At 69.4% G+C, this 15,950-nt stretch carries 17 protein-coding genes and 1 pseudogene; 7 read left to right on the top strand and 11 right to left on the bottom strand.

The genetic code is table 11. The features are described from left to right. The 4 genes from ARC20_RS17760 to ARC20_RS17745 all read right to left on the bottom strand — a co-directional run. The coding region (locus tag ARC20_RS17760; RefSeq protein WP_425480277.1) for a TPM domain-containing protein at positions 1-560 on the bottom strand (560 nt) is incomplete at its 3' end. A gap of 10 nt (positions 561-570) precedes the next feature. Then, positions 571-1,227, bottom strand: a complete 657-nt coding sequence (locus ARC20_RS17755) for a LemA family protein (RefSeq protein ID WP_057649410.1) — start codon at positions 1,225-1,227, stop codon at positions 571-573. 102 nt (positions 1,228-1,329) lie between these two features. Continuing rightward, a complete protein-coding gene (locus ARC20_RS17750; RefSeq protein WP_057649409.1) occupies positions 1,330-2,079 on the bottom strand; it encodes a TerC family protein in 750 nt (249 codons plus the stop codon). Positions 2,080-2,110: 31 nt separating this feature from the next. Beyond that, entirely contained in the window at positions 2,111-2,491 is a 381-nt protein-coding gene (locus ARC20_RS17745; RefSeq protein ID WP_057649408.1) for a diacylglycerol kinase, read from the bottom strand. 189 nt (positions 2,492-2,680) lie between these two features. Between ARC20_RS17745 and ARC20_RS17740 the strand changes: the two genes are divergently transcribed. Continuing rightward, on the top strand, positions 2,681-3,379 hold the full coding sequence (locus ARC20_RS17740; RefSeq protein WP_057649407.1) for an SGNH/GDSL hydrolase family protein: 699 nt from the start codon (positions 2,681-2,683) through the stop codon (positions 3,377-3,379). A 43-nt stretch (positions 3,380-3,422) separates the two neighbouring features. Here the strand turns inward: ARC20_RS17740 and ARC20_RS17735 are convergent, their stop codons facing one another. The 3 genes from ARC20_RS17735 to ARC20_RS17725 all read right to left on the bottom strand — a co-directional run bounded on the left by ARC20_RS17735 (position 3,423) and on the right by ARC20_RS17725 (position 6,346). Next, positions 3,423-4,694 (bottom strand): sensor histidine kinase, encoded by a 1,272-nt coding sequence (locus ARC20_RS17735; RefSeq protein ID WP_057649406.1) that lies wholly within the window; start codon positions 4,692-4,694, stop codon positions 3,423-3,425. A gap of 183 nt (positions 4,695-4,877) precedes the next feature. Next, a complete protein-coding gene (locus ARC20_RS17730; protein ID WP_057649405.1) occupies positions 4,878-5,591 on the bottom strand; it encodes a response regulator transcription factor in 714 nt (237 codons plus the stop codon). Positions 5,592-5,683: 92 nt separating this feature from the next. After that, positions 5,684-6,346: an arylesterase gene (locus tag ARC20_RS17725; RefSeq protein WP_081418270.1), complete on the bottom strand. Its 663-nt coding sequence runs from the start codon at positions 6,344-6,346 to the stop codon at positions 5,684-5,686. A gap of 85 nt (positions 6,347-6,431) precedes the next feature. Between ARC20_RS17725 and ARC20_RS17720 the strand changes: the two genes are divergently transcribed. Together ARC20_RS17720 and ARC20_RS17715 are read left to right on the top strand one after the other, a co-directional pair. After that, on the top strand, positions 6,432-7,049 hold the full coding sequence (locus tag ARC20_RS17720; protein WP_425478475.1) for an ABC transporter ATP-binding protein: 618 nt from the start codon (positions 6,432-6,434) through the stop codon (positions 7,047-7,049). Next, complete coding sequence (locus ARC20_RS17715) at positions 7,046-9,526, top strand: ABC transporter permease (protein ID WP_057649403.1); 2,481 nt, start codon at positions 7,046-7,048, stop codon at positions 9,524-9,526. The genes ARC20_RS17720 and ARC20_RS17715 overlap by 4 nt, the downstream gene beginning before the upstream one ends. A gap of 31 nt (positions 9,527-9,557) precedes the next feature. Here ARC20_RS17715 and ARC20_RS17710 read toward each other — a convergent pair whose 3' ends face one another. The 4 genes from ARC20_RS17710 to ARC20_RS17695 form a co-directional block, all read right to left on the bottom strand. Beyond that, positions 9,558-9,902, bottom strand: coding sequence for a DMT family protein (locus ARC20_RS17710; RefSeq protein ID WP_057649402.1), 345 nt, complete (start codon positions 9,900-9,902; stop codon positions 9,558-9,560). 160 nt (positions 9,903-10,062) lie between these two features. Further along, positions 10,063-10,671 (bottom strand): Hemin transport protein, encoded by a 609-nt coding sequence (locus ARC20_RS18920; protein WP_108143350.1) that lies wholly within the window; start codon positions 10,669-10,671, stop codon positions 10,063-10,065. Between the two features lie 109 nt (positions 10,672-10,780). Beyond that, the gene (gene hemP, locus ARC20_RS17700; protein ID WP_057649401.1) at positions 10,781-10,978 is read right to left on the bottom strand and encodes a hemin uptake protein HemP; all 198 of its coding nucleotides are present in this window, start codon (positions 10,976-10,978) and stop codon (positions 10,781-10,783) included. 178 nt (positions 10,979-11,156) lie between these two features. Next, the gene (locus tag ARC20_RS17695) at positions 11,157-12,134 is read right to left on the bottom strand and encodes a potassium channel beta subunit family protein (RefSeq protein WP_057649400.1); all 978 of its coding nucleotides are present in this window, start codon (positions 12,132-12,134) and stop codon (positions 11,157-11,159) included. 185 nt (positions 12,135-12,319) lie between these two features. Between ARC20_RS17695 and ARC20_RS17690 the strand changes: the two genes are divergently transcribed. The 4 genes and pseudogenes from ARC20_RS17690 to ARC20_RS18445 form a co-directional block, all read left to right on the top strand. Continuing rightward, complete coding sequence (locus ARC20_RS17690; protein WP_057649399.1) at positions 12,320-13,618, top strand: NupC/NupG family nucleoside CNT transporter; 1,299 nt, start codon at positions 12,320-12,322, stop codon at positions 13,616-13,618. A gap of 61 nt (positions 13,619-13,679) precedes the next feature. Then, complete coding sequence (locus tag ARC20_RS17685) at positions 13,680-14,627, top strand: ribokinase (protein ID WP_057649398.1); 948 nt, start codon at positions 13,680-13,682, stop codon at positions 14,625-14,627. Positions 14,628-14,844: 217 nt separating this feature from the next. Then, on the top strand, positions 14,845-15,843 hold the full coding sequence (gene dusB, locus ARC20_RS17680) for a tRNA dihydrouridine synthase DusB (protein WP_057649397.1): 999 nt from the start codon (positions 14,845-14,847) through the stop codon (positions 15,841-15,843). A 21-nt stretch (positions 15,844-15,864) separates the two neighbouring features. After that, positions 15,865-15,950: pseudogene (locus tag ARC20_RS18445) on the top strand (SAM-dependent methyltransferase); the annotation flags it as partial.

Raw genomic sequence — 15,950 nt, 5'->3', positions numbered from 1 at the left:
CCTTGCCCGAGCCGGTGGCCGTTGCCGGCCGGGTTGTCGGCCACCGGCTCGGGCAAGGGTTCGCCGTCAATGAGCTTGACCAGCATGCCGCTGGCCTCGCTGATGCCGCCGGCGTAATCGCCGGCGCGAAAGCGCGGCACCATGTATTCCTGGATGATGCGGTTGGCGATCGCGTCGGGGATCGCGCCCTCCAGGCCGTAGCCCGGCTGGATGCGCACGCGGCGGTCGTCCTTGGCCACCACCAGCAGCACGCCATCGTCGACGCCCTTGCGGCCCAGCTTCCACTGGTCATAGACGCGCTGGGTATACGGCGCGATGTCCTCGGGCTGCGTGGTCGGCACGATCAGCACCTGCAGCTGGCTGCCCTTGCGCTGCTGCAGCGCGAGCGCCTGCTGCACCAGCTGCTCGCGTTGCGAGGCCTCGAGCGTGCCGGTGGTATCGACCACCGGCGAGTCGAGCGGCGGGATCGCCGCCAGGTCCTGCGCCCACGCGGGCAGCACGGCCAGGGCCAGCAGCCCCGCCGCCAGCACGCCGCGCCACGCCCGCGCGATCATCCGCATCGGCGTGGGCTCACTGCCCCGGCTGCGGTTGCGGCGGCGGGTTCTGCGGCTGCGGCTGCTGCGCCGGGGCCGGCGGCGTGGCCGGCTGCGTGCCGAAATCGACCGACGGCGGACGCGCGATCTGCGCTTCGTTTTCCACGGTGAAGTTCGGCTTCTGCTTGTAGCCGAAGATCTTCGCGGTGATGACCTGCGGGAACGAGCGGATGTAGGTGTTGTAGTCCTGCACCATCTGGATGTAGCGGCCGCGCGCCACGGTGATGCGGTTCTCGGTGCCTTCCAGCTGCGCCTGCAGGTCGCGGAAGTTCTGGTTGGACTGCAGCTGCGGGTACGCCTCGCTGACCACCATCAGGCGGCTCAGCGCGCTGCCCAGTTCACCCTGGGCCTGCTGGAACTGCTTGAGCGAGTCGGCGTCGTCGGCGTTGACCTGGATCTGGCCGACGCGCGAGCGGGCGTTGGTCACCTCGGTCAGCACGCGCTCTTCCTGCTGCGCGTAGCCCTTGACCGTGTTGACCAGGTTGGGGATGAGGTCGGCGCGGCGCTGGTACTGGTTCAGCACCTCCGACCAGCCTGCCTTGACCTGTTCGTCCTTCTGCTGGATGGCGTTGTAGCCACAGCCGGACAACGTCGCGGCAAGCACGATCAGCAACAGGGAACGCAACAACGACATGGCACGTCTCCGGCCGGGAACTGGATGGGGAAGCCAGCTTGCCACGGCCGGGGTTAAAGCGCATTCACCGTCCGGCACCGGTGGCGCGTGCCGGACCGGGGCTCACCACTTGCCGGCGCCGGGCACCTCGTGGGCGGCGGCGCGGCGGCGCATCAGCAGGTTCAGCCACTCCACCAGCACCGAGAAACCCATCGCCGCGTAGATGTAGGGCTTGGGCACGTGCACGTCCAGGCCGTCCAGCACCAGCACCACGCCGATCATCAGGATGAAGGCCAGCGCCAGCATCTTCACCGTCGGGTTGGCGTCGATGAAGCGGCCCAGCGGGTTGGCGGCCAGCAGCATCAGCGCCACGGCGACCAGGATGGCGGCGATCATCACCGGGATGTGCTGGGCCATGCCGACGGCGGTGATCACCGAGTCCAGCGAGAACACGATGTCGATCACCGCGATCTGCGCGATCACCATCCAGAACACGCCCGAGGCCTTGCTGGTGGTCGGGTCGTGGTCATCGCCGCCGGAGATGAGCTCGCGGATCTCCATCACGCCCTTCACCAGCAGGAACACGCCGCCGAGGATCAGCACCAGGTCGCGCACCGAGATGCTCATCCCGCCCACGACGAACAGCTCGCTCTGCATGCGCGCCAAAAACGCCAGCGACACCAGCAGCGCGATACGGGTCAGGCAGGCCACCGCGATGCCGAAGCGGCGCGCCGTCGGGCGCTGCGACTCGGGCAGCTTGCTCACCGCGATGGAGATGAACACCAGGTTGTCGATGCCCAGCACGATCTCCAGCGCGCTCAGCGTGAAGAGGGTGATCCAGGTATTGGGATCGGCAAGGAATTCAAACGACATGGGAAGCCTTGGGGGAAACGAAAGGGAAAGGTCAGAACAGGCGCGGGCCGAGGATCAGCCCCCAGCACAGCAGCACGTTGAGCATCAGCACGAACACCGCCGCCGAGCCCATGTCCTTGGCGCGGCCGGCCAGTTCGTGGTGCTCGGGGCCATAGCGCTCGATCACCGCCTCGATGGCCGAGTTGGCCAGCTCCATGGCCAGCACCAGCAGCAGCGAGCCGATCAGCAGCACGCGCTCGATCGCGTCGTGCCCCCACCACAGCGCCAGCGGCGTCAGCACCACGGCCAGATAGACCTCCAGCCGGAACGAGGACTCGTGCAGCCATGCGGCGCGCAGACCCTGCATGGACCACACCGCGGCCTTGAAGATGCGCGCCGGCCCGCGCGGAAGATGCCCGGAGGTATCGGCCATGTCAGTACTGCCCGCGCACGCGGCGCGACCGGGGAGACGCCAGGGGAATGCCCATCGGAGCCAGGAAGAACAAGGGAAAGGTGGGATTTTGCCACAAGCGCCGGCACCCGCCTGTCGGAAAGGTGTCGGCTGGGCCGTCACGGCGCATCGGGTTAAGGTGTCGGCTCGTTGAAACAAGAGGAGATTCGAGTGACCGCTCCCTTCCTGCGTACCTGTGCGCTGCTGCTGTTCCTCGCCGCCCCGCTGGCGCATGCCCGCGCGCCCGCGCCAGCCCCGCGCATTCCCGAGCAGGTGTCCAACCCGGCCTGGGAAGGCGACATCGCCCGCTTCCAGGCGCTCGACGCCCAGCAGCCGCCGCCGCATGGCGCGGTGCTGTTCGTCGGCAGCTCGTCGATCCGCTTCTGGGACTCGCTGGCCACCGACTTCCCCGGCCAGAAGGTGATCAACCGCGGCTTCGGCGGCTCGGAAGTGCGCGACAGCACCTGGTACGCCGACCGCATCGTCATCCCCTACGCGCCACGCCTGGTGGTGTTCTACGCCGGCGACAACGACCTCAACGCCGGCCGCACGCCGCAGCAGGTGCGCGACGACTTCGTCGCCTTCGTCACCCGCGTGCGCCGCGACCTGCCCAATACCCGCATCGCCTACATCTCGATCAAGCCCAGCCCCTCGCGCGCGCAGCTGCTGCCGCAGATCGCCGAGGCCAATGGCTTGATCCGCGAGGCCGCCAAGCGCTTCAAGAACGTGGATTTCCTCGACGTCTACACCCCGATGCTCGACGCCAACGGCCAACCGCGACCGGAGCTGTTCCGCGAGGACATGCTGCACATGACGCCGGCCGGCTACGCGATCTGGCGCCAGGTCGTGGGCCCCGAACTGGCGAAGTAAGGCCCCACCCGGGGCCAGCACGCGGCGCGCCCCGCGCGCCGCTTCAGAGGAAGATCACCGATACCGAGGTGCCGACGCCCGGCTCGCTGGTCAGCTCGGTGCGCCAACCGAAGCGGTCGCACAGGCGGCGCACGATCGACAGCCCCAGGCCCGTGCCCTGCGGACGGGTCGGGTCGGCGCGATAGAACGGCTCGAACGCGCGCGCCGCCGCTTCCGGCGTCATGCCGATGCCGGTATCGCGCACGGTGATGCGGTCCGCGCCGATCTCCACCTCCACGCGGCCCTCGTCGGTATAGGCGCAGGCGTTGCGCAGCAGGTTGCTCAGCACCACGCGCAGCACGCGCGGCGGCGCGAACAGCTGCAGGTCGGCGGTGCGCAGGATGTCCACGCGCACCGGCCGGTTGCCGACCAGTTCGCGCGCGCTTTCCACTTCGTCCTCCACCAGGTCGGCGGCATCGAAGGCTTCGCTTTGCGGCTCGATCTCCGCTTCGCGCGCGAGGATCAGGAACGCGTCGATCACCGCTTCCATGTCACGCCCGGCGCGCTGGATGCGGCGCAGGCTGCGATCCAGCCGCGGCGGCAAATCCGGATCTGCGGTGGCCATGTCGGTGGCGACGCGGATGACGGTGAGCGGCGTGCGCAGCTCGTGGCTGGCATCGCGGGTGAAGTTGCGCTCGCGGGCGACGTGGTCGCGCACGCGCACGCCGAGCGAATGCAGGGCCGAGGCCAGCTGCCGGGTCTCGCCTTGCAGGTCCGGTGGCAGGCGCGCGGGCGCCAGCTCCTCCACGTCGGGATTGCGCGGATCCCAATGCGCGACGCGGCGCGCCAGCCAGTTGATCGGCGATACCAGGCGTTTGGACGCGCGGTAGGTGATCCACGACACCGCGTAGATCGCCAGCAGGATCAGCAGCACCGGCACGATGCCGAACCAGAACGCCATGCGTTCGGCCTGCGAACGCATGAAGACCAGGTACAGGCGGCCGCTTTCGCGCTGGTCCACCAGCACGAGCTGGTTGTCGTTGACCAGTTCGTGATAGCCCGGCGCCAGCGGGCGCAGGTTATCCGGCAGGGACAGGCTGGAGCGCCCGGTGGGCACCAGGTAGCCGCGGATGTTGGCGGTGTTCGGCGGCGGCTGCGCGGCGGAGGCTTCGTACAACTGCCAGTAATGCCCGGCCTCGTCTTCGAGCACCGAGCGCACGAGCCCGTGCTTGATCACCAGCGACACGAGGTAGCCACCCATGAGGATCGCCAGGCTGGCCAGGACCGTCTGCAGGATGAAGGCGAGCCGGATTTTTCGCGGAAGGCCGTGCGGCATTGCGGCGTCCTGGGAATGCGCCGCGATTATAGGCAATGCGCGCGTGATCCCGTTGTCAGCCGCGCGTGCATGCCGGAAATGCGCATGCGGCGACCCTCGGGTGGAAAGAACACGCGATCACGGCGCAAAGCACGCGACCGCGCACTCGCCGGCGACCCCACGGGCCGCCGGCGAGGCGTTGCATCAGCCCATCGGCTGGGCGATATCGGCGATGCGGTAGCCGGCGCTCTGCACGGTGTGCAGCAGCGGGCGGTCGAACGGCTTGTCGATGATCTTGCGCAGGTTGTACAGGTGGCTGCGCAGGGTGTCCGAGTCCGGCAGGCCATTGCCCCAGATCTCGCGCTCGATCTCCTGGCGGGTGACCACGCGCGGCGATTCGCGCATCAGGATGGTCAGCAGGCGCAGGCCGATCGGCGAGAGCTGCAGCTCGGTGCCGGCACGGGTGGCGCGCATGCTCACCGGGTCGAGCACCAGGTCGGCGACCTTGAGCACTTCCGAGCCGACCTGGCGACGCTCGCGGCGGATCAGCGCGCGCAGGCGGGCTTCCAGTTCCTGGATCGCGAACGGCTTGGTGAGGTAGTCGTCGGCGCCGAAACCCAGGCCGGTGAGCTTGTCGTCGAGCGTGTCGCGCGCGGTCAGCATCAGCACCGGCGTGGACTTGCGCGCGTCGTTGCGCAGGCGGCGGCAGACCTCGATGCCGTCCAGGCGCGGCAGCATCAGGTCCAACACCACCACGTCATAGCTGTTCTCGGCGGCCAGGCGGTAGCCGTCCAGGCCATCGCAGGCGTAATCGACCTCGAAGCCACGACCTTCCAGGTATTCGCCAATCATCTCGGAGATATTGCGGTTGTCTTCGACGACCAGCACGAGGCCGGACGTTTCCTTGGTCTGACGCATGGAGGTTCCTCGGGTCTTCAGCTTTGTGAAACATGCCCGATCGCCGGTGGATACGGCGTGAAGGCACGCACGAATCTTTTCACCCTTTCAGATCAATTGCTTAGCAGGGGCTTCAACGCCGGCCAGACGTTCTCCAGCACCTTCGGCTGGCCGGCGGCGGTGGGGTGCAGGCCGTCGGCCTGCATCAGCTTCGGGTCCAGCGCCACGCCTTCCAGCAGGAAAGGCACTAGGGCCACCTTGTGGCGCTGGGCCAGGTCGGCATAGACCTGCCGCAGGCGCTGGCGATAGGCCGGGCCATAGTTCGGCGGCACGTCGATGCCCAGCAGCAGCACCTTCGCGCCGACGCCCTGCCCCAGCACGATCATCTTCTCCAGGTTGGCCTGCAGCTGCGCGGGGGTCAGCCCGCGCAGTGCATCGTTGCCGCCGAGTTCGATCACCAGCACGCCCGGCTTGTGCTTCTCCAGCAGCCCCGGCAGGCGGGTGAGCGCACCGGAAGTGGTCTCGCCGCTGATGCTGGCATTGATCACGACCGGGGGCGCCTTCATCTGTTGCTTGAGGCGCTGCTCGAGCAGGCTCACCCAGCCCGACTGCACCGGGATGTTGTGGGCCGCGCTCAGGCTGTCGCCGACCACCAGGATCGGGCCGGCCGTACCTTTGGCATAGGCAAGGCCCGGCAGGAGCAGCCAGCATGCAAGCAGCCAGCTCCAGCACCATCCGCGCAACACCCGGTTTCCACGCATCGGAGAATTCCTCATCGACAGTCTGCCTGCCTCCCAGCCTACCGTGATCGACGCGCGCGGCGTCGGCAAGTCCGTTGCCGGCCCCGAAGGCACGCTGCACATCCTCGACGACATCGCGCTGAGCGTGGCGGCCGGCGACAGCGTGGCGATCGTCGGCGCGTCCGGCTCCGGCAAGACCACCCTGCTCGGCCTGCTCGCCGGACTGGACCTGCCCAGCCGTGGCAGCATCGTGCTGGCCGGGCAGGCACTGGACGCCTTGGACGAGGAAGCCCGCGCCGCGCTGCGGGCGCGCGAAGTCGGCTTCGTGTTCCAGAGCTTCCACCTGCTGCCTTCGCTCACCGCCGAGGAAAACGTGGCCCTGCCGCTGGAACTGGCCGGGCGCGAAGACCCGGCGCGCGTGCGCGAGGTGCTGCAGGCGGTGGGATTGTCGGCGCGCGCGCGCCATTACCCGCGCCAACTCTCCGGTGGCGAACAGCAGCGCGTGGCGATCGCACGCGCGTTCGTCGCGCGCCCGCGCATCCTGTTCGCCGACGAGCCCACCGGCAGCCTCGACCATGCCACCGGCAAGCAGGTCAGCGACCTGCTGTTCGCGCTCAACGCCGGCAGCGGCACCACGCTGGTGCTGGTCACCCACGACATGCACCTGGCGCAGCGCTGCCAGCATGTCTACCGCATCGACGAAGGGCGCCTGCAGCGCCAGGAGCACGTGGCCGCATGAGTCCCTGGCGCCAGGCCGCGCGCGCGACGCGGCGCGAATTCCTCGCCGGCGACCTGCTCACCGTGTTCGCCGCGCTCGTGCTCGGCGTGGCGGTGATGACGGCCGTCGGCACGCTGGTCAACCGCGTGACGCTGGCGCTGACCAGCAGCGCGGCCGAAGTGCTCGGCGGCGATCTCGGCTTGAGCGGCCGCCAGGACATCCCGCGCAGCTTCGACGAGGAAGCCCAGCGGCGCGGCCTGCGGCACACGCGCATGGTCAGTTTCCCGAGCGTGCTGTTCCATGGCGAGGCCAGCCAGATGGCCGGCATCAGCGCGGTGGAGGCGAGTTATCCGCTGCGCGGCACGCTGGAGATCAGTGGCGACACCCCGGACGGCGCCGCGCATCCCGCCGCCCCGCCCGCGCCGGGACAGGCCTACGCCGACGCGCGCCTGCTCGACGCGCTCGGCCTGCGCATCGGCGACGACCTCGAGTTCGGCGCCGGCCATGTGCGCATCGCCGCGGTGCTCGCCGCCGAGCCGGATGCCTCCGGCGAACTGCTGCAACTCGCGCCGCCGCTGATGGTCAACCGCGCCGACGTCGATGGCGCCGGCTTGCTCGGCCCGGGCAGCCGCGCGTCGTACCGGTTGATGTTCGCCGGCGACACTGGCCAGATCGCCGATTTCCGCGAATGGCTCAAGCCGCGCGCAGGCGACTGGCGACTGCTCGGCATCGAGGATACCCAGCGCGGCCTGCGCAATGCGTTCGACCGCGCGGGCAGATTCCTCGCGCTCTCCGCGCTGCTCGCCGTGCTGCTCTCCGGCGTGGCCACCGCACTGGCGGCCAACCGCTTCGCGGTGCGGCGCATCGACCAGGTCGCGGTGCTGCGCTGCCTGGGCGCGCGGCAGAACGACATCCTGGCGACGTTCGCGCTGCAGCTGCTGTTTACCGCCGTGCCGGCGTGTTTGATCGGCGTGGCGCTGGGCATGGCGGTGCAATCGGGGCTGGTCGAGCTGCTCGGCAGCCTGGTGCCCAACCGTTTGCCACTGCCGCAGGCGATGCCGGCACTCGCGGGGGCCGGCATCGGGCTATTGCTGCTGCTCGGCTTCGCGTTGCCGCCGCTGCTGCGCCTGCGCGGCATCCCGCCGATGCGCGTGCTCAACCGCAGCTTCGCCGCCACCCCGCCGGTCTCCGTGCTGGCGTACGGCGCGGCGCTCGCCGCCACGCTCGCACTCACCGTGCAGGCCACCGGTGACGCGCGCCTGGCCGCGTGGGTGCTGGGCGGATTGGCGGCATTGGCCACGCTCGCCGGACTGGCGGGTGCCGGCCTGCTGTGGCTGCTGCGCCGGCTGCAGCATCGGCTGCACGGCGCGTGGCGGCTCGGCCTGGCTTCGCTGGCACGACGCCGCGCGCTCAGCGTGCTGCAGCTGGTCGGCCTGTCGTTGTCGCTGTGCGCGCTGCTGCTGCTCGCGGTGGTCGGGCCGGGGCTGCTTGGCCAGTGGCAGGCCCGCTTGCCGGCCGATACGCCGAACTATTTCCTGATGAACATCCAGCCCGACCAATCAGGCCCGGTGCTGGCGAAACTCAAGGCGCTGGGCGTGGCGAAGCCGGAGGTCGAACCGTTCGGCACCGGGCGCCTGCTGTCGATCAACGGCCGCCCGCCGCAGCGCCTGGACCGCGACCCAGACGACAACGACGACGGCAACCGCCCGGTGAATTTTTCCTGGCGCCATACGTTCCCGCCGGCCAACACGCTGGTCTCCGGCCGCTTCTGGGCCGCCGACAGCACCGCCGCCGAGGCCTCCGTGGAAGAAGCCTGGGCGCAGCGCTACGGCGTGAAGCTGGGCGATCGCATTACCCTGCTGATGGGCGAGCAGGAGCGCCAGTTCACCGTCACCAGCCTGCGCAAGGCCGAGTGGGATTCCTTCCGGGTGAACTTCTTCCTGCTGCTCAACGAAGGCGCGGTCGGCGACGCGCCCTACAACCTGATCTCCAGCTTCCACCTGCCGCATGCGCGTGCCAGCGAACTGGGCGCGATGACCCGCGATTTCCCCAACCTGTCGCTGCTCGACATCGACGCCATCCTCTCGCGCGTGCGCGAAGTGATGACGCGCGTCGGCCAGGCCGTGCAGCTGGTGATGGGCTTCAGCCTGATGGCCGGCCTGCTGGTGTTGCTGGCCGCGCTGCAATCCACCGCCGGCGAGCGCCGCTACGACAGCGCGGTGCTGCGCACGCTCGGCGCGCGCCGCACGCAGTTGCGCGGCGCGGTGCTGGTGGAGTTCGGGGCGCTGGGCCTGAGTGCGTCGATCCTCGCGGTCGGCGCGGCGGCGGCGATCGGCACGCTGGTGGCACGGCAGGTATTCGAGCTCTCGCTGCCGGCACCGTGGCCGGCGCTGCTGCTTGGCGGCCTGCTGGGCACGGTGCTGAGCATGCTGGCCGGCTGGTGGGGCACGCGCCGCGTGCTGCGCGTGCCGCCGGCACTGGCGCTGCGCGAAGACTGAGTCCGCGGCGGCGGCGCCACGCGCCGTCGCCTCACTCCTTGAACATGAAGAAGGCCGCCACGGCGATCAACCCGAACGCGACCCAGTGGTTCCATTTCAGCGACTGGCCCAGGTAGGTCGCCGAGAACCCGGCAAACACCAGCAGCGTGATCACTTCCTGGATGCCCTTCAGCTGCGGCGCGGAATACACCGCGCTGCCCAAGCGGTTGCCCGGCACCTGCAGGCAGTATTCGAAGAACGCGATGCCCCAGCTGACGAAGATCACCAGCATCAGCGGCGCGCTCTTGTACTTGAGGTGGCCGTACCAGGCGAAGGTCATGAAGACGTTGCTGGCTACCAGCAGCAGCACGGGGTAGACGTAGGCAGTCCAGGGCATGGCACACGCACGAGGGGAGGAAAGGCGCAGCATGCGGCATCGCCGCCCCCGCCTCCATGGCCCGCGCGTGAACTCGCCACTGACCGGGCGCGCGGGCGCCCCGCTACGGCGGTCGGCGCATGCGCCAGGCTGCCGCCCCGCCGATCACCCGGCGCCCGGCTCAGGCCTCGTGCAGCAGTTCCTTGTCGGTCTCGATGAGCGCCTCGCCACGCGGCCAGCGCCGTGCGACCTGCAGGCCCAGCGCCGAGGGCGTGGCCGCCTGCGCCGCCAACGTCATGCCCAGCGGGCCGGCCGCGCGCAGGCGCAGCACGGTGCCATGCCACGACTCACCGCCGCGCAGGCGGTTGGCCAGCCGGCGCCAGAGGCGTTCGGCCACGCCGCCGCCGTTCGCTTCAGCCAGCGCCGGCACGCCGGCCAGCAGCCGATCCCAGGCGAGGAAGTCGCTGTCCGGCAACAGGCACAGCTGCCAGCAGCAGTGGCCCTGCGTGTCGAAGAATTCCAGTCGTTCGTGCAGGCCGTCGCTATCCAGCTGCTGGCAGGCGGCGATGGCGCGGGCGCGCCGCCAGCCTTCCAGCTCCGGACCCAGTGCCGGCCGGTAGAGGCACAGGACGATGCCCAGCGCGGCCAACTGCCCCGGATGGGGCATGCCAGGCGCGGGCAGGTCGCCCGGGCCGCGCCAGCGCAGCGCATCGGAAACGGCCGGAAACTCGGGTACCACGTCAGGCAACCCGGCGACATCCGGCCCAAGGGGGCGCGAAACGTGCAGCATCGGTTCTTCCTGGACAGGTGGCCCGTGGGCGCGAAGACCCCGGCCGGGGTGCACAAGGCAACCGCCGACCGAGGGGAGAGAGCGGGCCTTCGCGGGCGGGCGCGGAGGGTTACTTGGTGAGGATCAGCTTGTCGTTGCTGGTATGGCGCAGGCGGTACACGCGGTCGCCGTGCTGGATCAGCACTTCGCGGCGGCCCTTCAGCAGCGCTTCGCTGCTGAGCACGTCCTCGGCGGGCACGATGCGCGGCGCGGTGCGCTCACGCAGGTGCAGGGTTTCCGGGTGCTGCAGGATCGGGGTTACGTTCATTGGGCTCGACTCCTTGCGTTGACGACTTTGATGATAATGATTCTCATCTCAACATCAATAGCCATTCTCGTCTTTCGCGATTTATTTCTCCGATCAGCCCCCTCCGGACGGTAGGCACAGGCCATGAGTGCCCGGCGCGGGAGCGCCGGGAGGAGGCGTCAACGAAGAAAGAGCGGGCTTAGCCTGCTGGCGAGGCGACGGCTTCCAGACGCTGCCAGACGCTGGCGTCGTAACGCTCGACCAGCTCAAGTGCGCCGAGGTTCTCCAGCAGCTGGGATACCCGGCTCGCGCCCAGGATCACGCTGGAGACCTGTGGATTGCGCAAGCACCAGGCGATGGCCAGCTGCGCGGGGCTTTCGCCCAGCTCGGCGGCGATGGCGCTGACGCGGCGCGCGCGTTCCACCCGTTGTTCGCCCGGCTCGCCGATCACCAGGTCGCGCAGCCACTCGCGGCCGGGCTGGCCGAGCCGCGCGTCGGCACCGATGCCCTCGCTGTACTTGCCGGTGAGCAGGCCGGAGGCCAACGGCGACCAGATCGTGGTGCCCATGCCGGCCGCGCACAACGCGGCGTACTCGCGCTCCACCCGCTCGCGATGCAGCAGGTTGTACTGCGGCTGCTCCATCGAAGGAGCGAAAGCGCCGATGGCGCGGGCGATGGCATGCGCCTCCTCGAGCTGGGCCGCCGACCATTCCGACGTACCCCAATAGAGCACCTTGCCTTGGCGCACGAGCAGGTCCATCGCCCGTACGGTTTCCTCGATGGGCGTATCGGGATCGGGGCGATGGCAGTAATAAAGGTCGAGGTAATCGACCCGCAGCCTGCGCAGCGCGCCCTCGCAGGCATCCACGACATGCTTGCGCGACAAACCGCGCTGGGTCGGCCGCGGCTCGGCGACGCTGCCGAAGAACACCTTGCTGGAGACGCAGTAGCCATCGCGCGGCAGGCGCAGGTCGGCGATGACATCGCCCATCACCTGCTCGGCGCGGCCCTGCGCGTAGACCTCGGCGTTGTCGAAGAAATTGACTCCGTGGTCCCAGGCGGCGGCAATGAGGTTGCGCGCCTCGTCGCGGCCGATCTGCCCGCCGAAGGTCACCCACGCGCCGAAGGACAGCGCCGAAAGCTGCAGGCCGGTGGATCCAAGACGGCGGTATTGCATGGCATTGCTCCTGTGGGCCACCACGACGTCCATCGCGGCCGGGGCGGCAGTGTACCCGCCCCTGCGGGCGAGGCGGTCCAATGCCTTGAGCACAAAGGAAAATCGCACAGCTGAACCCGCTGTCCTTGCCCGCCCTGCCCCCCTGCTCTAGGCTTCCTCCTTTTGCCGGGGTCCGGGGGATACGCATGCTCGAAGGTTTGGGAAGGATCGGCTTCGGCCTGTTCGGGTTGGCGGTGCTCATCGGCATCACCTGGCTGTTCTCCAACAACAAGCGTGCGGTGGACTGGCGGCTGGTGCTGACCGGCCTCGGCCTGCAGATCGGCTTCGCGGCGCTGGTGCTGCTGGTGCCGGGTGGGCGCGACGTGTTCGACTGGCTCGGCCAGGCGTTCGTGAAGGTGCTGAGCTTCGTCAACGAAGGCTCCAACTTCATCTTCGGCAGCCTGATGGACGTGAAGAGCTATGGCTTCATCTTCGCCTTCCAGGTCCTGCCGACGATCATCTTCTTCTCGGCGCTGATGGGCGTGCTGTACCACCTGGGCGTGATGCAGGCGGTGGTGAAGGCGATGGCCTGGGCGATCACCAAGGTGATGCGCGTCTCCGGCGCGGAGACCACCAGCGTGTGCGCGAGCGTGTTCATCGGCCAGACCGAGGCGCCGCTGACCGTGCGCCCGTATATCCCGAAGATGACCCAGTCCGAGCTGCTGACGATGATGATCGGCGGCATGGCGCATATCGCCGGCGGCGTGCTGGCGGCCTACGTGGGCATGCTCGGCGGCGGCGACCCGGTGCAGCAGGCGTTCTACGCCAAGCACCTGCTGGCGGCGAGCATCATGGCCGCGCCGGCCACCCTGGTCGTGGCCAAGCTGCTCGTGCCGGAAACCGGCACCCCGCTCACCCGCGGCACGGTGAAGATGGAAGTGGAGAAGACCACCTCCAACATCATCGACGCGGCCGCCGCCGGTGCCGGCGACGGCCTGCGCCTGGCGCTGAACATCGGCGCGATGCTGCTGGCCTTCATCGCACTGATCGCGCTGGTGAACGCGCCGCTGACCTGGATCGGCGACGTCACCGGCCTGGCCGCTGCCATCGGCCGCCCGACCAACCTGTCCACCCTGTTCGGCTTCGTGCTGGCGCCGGTGGCATGGGTGATCGGCACGCCGTGGGCGGACGCCACGACGGTCGGCTCGCTGATCGGCCAGAAGGTGGTGATCAACGAATTCGTCGCGTATACCGAACTGTCGCGCATCGTGAACGGCCAGGTGCCGGGCGTGTCGCTGAGCCAGGAGGGCGGCCTGATCGCCACCTACGCGCTGTGCGGTTTCGCCAACTTCAGCTCCATCGCGATCCAGCTCGGCGGCATCGGCGGCCTGGCGCCGGAGCGCCGCCACGACCTGGCCAAGTTCGGCCTGCGCGCGGTGCTGGGCGGCTCGATCGCCACGTTCATGACCGCGACCATCGCCGGCGTGCTGACGCACTTCGGCTGATGGCCCCCGCGGCCTGCGTTGTAACTGCAGTACCCCTACCCGCAACAAGAAGAGAAGCCTTATGAGTTCGGTCGTCGTCGTCGGTTCGTTCAATGTCGATCATGTGTGGCGCTGTGAATCGCTGCCGGCACCGGGTGCGACGATCGCCGGCCGCTACAGCACCGGTCCGGGCGGCAAGGGCTTCAACCAGGCCGTGGCCAGCGCGCGCGCCGGTGCACGCACGCACTTCGTGTGCGCGCTGGGCGACGACGCGGGCGGTGCGATGGCCCGCGGGTTGGCCGCCCAGGAAGGCATCGCGCTGATCGCCGAGGCCAGCAGCGAGCCGACCGGCACCGGCGGCATCTATGTCGATGCGCATGGCCGCAACACCATCGTGATCGGCCCGGGTGCCAACGCGGTGCTGAGCGAAGGCTTCATCGCCGGCCAGCAGGCGCTGGTGGCCGGCGCGCGGGTGCTGCTGGCGCAGCTGGAATCGCCGGTGGAGACGATCGAATCGGCGCTGGCGCTGGCGCGCGACGCTGGCGTGACCACGGTGCTCAATGCCGCGCCGGCCAATGCGCCGAGTTCGATCGGCCTGCTCAAGCTGGCCGACGTGCTCACCCCCAACGAGACCGAGTTCGCCGCGCTGCTCAGCCGCCATGTCGGCGAGCGCGTGAACGCCGACGACGTGGCCGCGCTGGACGGCGGCAGCCTGCATGCGCTGTGCCGCAAGCTGTCGGCGGGTACGGTGGTAGTGACGCTGGGCTCGGTGGGTTGCTTCGTGTCGCATGCGGACGAGCATCTGCGTGGCGACGCGCAGCCGTATTACCGCGTGGCAGCCGAGGCGGCGCAGACGATCGACACGACCGGCGCCGGCGATGCGTTCAACGGCGCGCTGGCGGCCTCGCTGGCGCAGCTGCCGGCCGAGCCGTTTGCCCAGCACGTGCGCTTCGCTACCCGCTTCGCCGGCCGCTCGACCGAGGCCGAGGGGGCTGCGGTTTCGATGCCCAGGCTTACGCCTGCGGCGTAAGGCTGCGCCGCTTCGCGGCTACGCCCCAAGGTTTCGCAACGCGAAACCTTGGGCCCCGGCTTGCTCGCCTCGCCTATCCCCCGCACCTTCGGTGCGCCCCCCTTAACAAAAGGGAGGCTCTCCTCCAGCAGGTTCGGTGCGATCTTCGCGAACCACCCTTGCAGGCCTGCGCTCGCCTCGCCCCGGGCCCGCGCGTGCCCGGCGGTACAATAGCCCCATGCGCATCGGCCCCCACCTGATCGAACCCCGCGTGATCCTGGCCCCCATGGCCGGGGTCACCGACAAGCCGTTCCGGCAGCTGTGCAAGCGGCTCGGGGCGGGCTTGGCGGTGTCGGAAATGACCATCAGCGACCCGCGTTTCTGGAATACCCGCAAGTCCATCCACCGCATGGACCACGCCGGCGAGCCGGACCCCATCAGCGTGCAGATCGCCGGTACCGAGCCGCAACAGCTGGCCGAGGCGGCGCGCTACAACGTCGACCACGGCGCGCAGATCATCGACATCAACATGGGCTGCCCCGCCAAGAAGGTCTGCAATGCGTGGGCCGGCTCGGCGCTGATGCGCGACGAACTGCTGGTGGCGCGCATCCTCGAAGCAGTCGTCGGCGCGGTGGACGTGCCGGTGACGCTGAAGATCCGCACCGGCTGGGATTGCGACCATCGCAACGGCCCCGCCATCGCGCGCATCGCCGAGGACAGCGGCATCGCCGCGCTCACCGTGCACGGCCGCACGCGCGACCAGCACTACACCGGCCAGGCCGAGTACCAGACCATCACGGCGATCAAATCGGCGCTGCGCATCCCCGTCATCGCCAATGGCGACGTCGACTCCCCGCACAAGGCCCGCCAGGTGCTGCAGGAAACCGGCGCCGATGCGGTGATGATCGGCCGCGCGGCGCAGGGCCGGCCGTGGATCTTCCGCGAGGTCGCGCACTTCCTCGCGCACGGCGAACTGCTGCCGGCGCCGACGCTGGCCTTCGTGCGCGACACCCTGCTCGGCCACCTCGCCGACCTGCACGCCTTCTACGGCGAACCGCAGGGCGTGCGCATCGCGCGCAAGCACCTGGGCTGGTACGCCAAGGACCACCCGGAAAGCGGCCAGTTCCGCGCGGTGGTCAATCGCGCCGAAACGCCGGAAGCCCAGTTGGCGCTGACGCGCGACTACTTCGACGCGCTCATCGCCGGTGTCGCGCCCGAGCTGCAATCCGCCGCCTGATTTCCTCCCCGGGAGCGCGTCATGACTTCGCCGATCGCCTCGCCCACCTATCTGCACGGCTTCTCCGATACCGAACAAAACCGCCTGGTGAAGCAGGCGCGCCTGCT

The organism is Stenotrophomonas panacihumi, from assembly GCF_001431645.1.
In the GTDB taxonomy this organism is placed as follows: domain Bacteria; phylum Pseudomonadota; class Gammaproteobacteria; order Xanthomonadales; family Xanthomonadaceae; genus Stenotrophomonas_A; species Stenotrophomonas_A panacihumi.
Note: the sequence above shows the minus strand (reverse complement) of the source record. Positions and strands in the feature narration are given on the sequence as shown.

Coding starts and splice junctions, on each gene's coding strand:
- ARC20_RS17745 (WP_057649408.1), bottom strand. CDS start 2,491: ATGGCCGATACCTCCGGGCATCTTCCGCGCGGGCCGGCGCGCATCTTC.
- ARC20_RS17755 (WP_057649410.1), bottom strand. CDS start 1,227: ATGTCGTTGTTGCGTTCCCTGTTGCTGATCGTGCTTGCCGCGACGTTG.
- ARC20_RS18920 (WP_108143350.1), bottom strand. CDS start 10,671: ATGCTGCACGTTTCGCGCCCCCTTGGGCCGGATGTCGCCGGGTTGCCT.
- ARC20_RS17730 (WP_057649405.1), bottom strand. CDS start 5,591: ATGCGTCAGACCAAGGAAACGTCCGGCCTCGTGCTGGTCGTCGAAGAC.
- ARC20_RS17750 (WP_057649409.1), bottom strand. CDS start 2,079: ATGTCGTTTGAATTCCTTGCCGATCCCAATACCTGGATCACCCTCTTC.
- ARC20_RS17710 (WP_057649402.1), bottom strand. CDS start 9,902: ATGCCCTGGACTGCCTACGTCTACCCCGTGCTGCTGCTGGTAGCCAGC.
- hemP (WP_057649401.1), bottom strand. CDS start 10,978: ATGAACGTAACCCCGATCCTGCAGCACCCGGAAACCCTGCACCTGCGT.
- dusB (WP_057649397.1), top strand. CDS start 14,845: ATGCGCATCGGCCCCCACCTGATCGAACCCCGCGTGATCCTGGCCCCC.
- ARC20_RS17735 (WP_057649406.1), bottom strand. CDS start 4,694: ATGCCGCACGGCCTTCCGCGAAAAATCCGGCTCGCCTTCATCCTGCAG.
- ARC20_RS17685 (WP_057649398.1), top strand. CDS start 13,680: ATGAGTTCGGTCGTCGTCGTCGGTTCGTTCAATGTCGATCATGTGTGG.
- ARC20_RS17695 (WP_057649400.1), bottom strand. CDS start 12,134: ATGCAATACCGCCGTCTTGGATCCACCGGCCTGCAGCTTTCGGCGCTG.
- ARC20_RS17725 (WP_081418270.1), bottom strand. CDS start 6,346: ATGAGGAATTCTCCGATGCGTGGAAACCGGGTGTTGCGCGGATGGTGC.
- ARC20_RS17690 (WP_057649399.1), top strand. CDS start 12,320: ATGCTCGAAGGTTTGGGAAGGATCGGCTTCGGCCTGTTCGGGTTGGCG.
- ARC20_RS17715 (WP_057649403.1), top strand. CDS start 7,046: ATGAGTCCCTGGCGCCAGGCCGCGCGCGCGACGCGGCGCGAATTCCTC.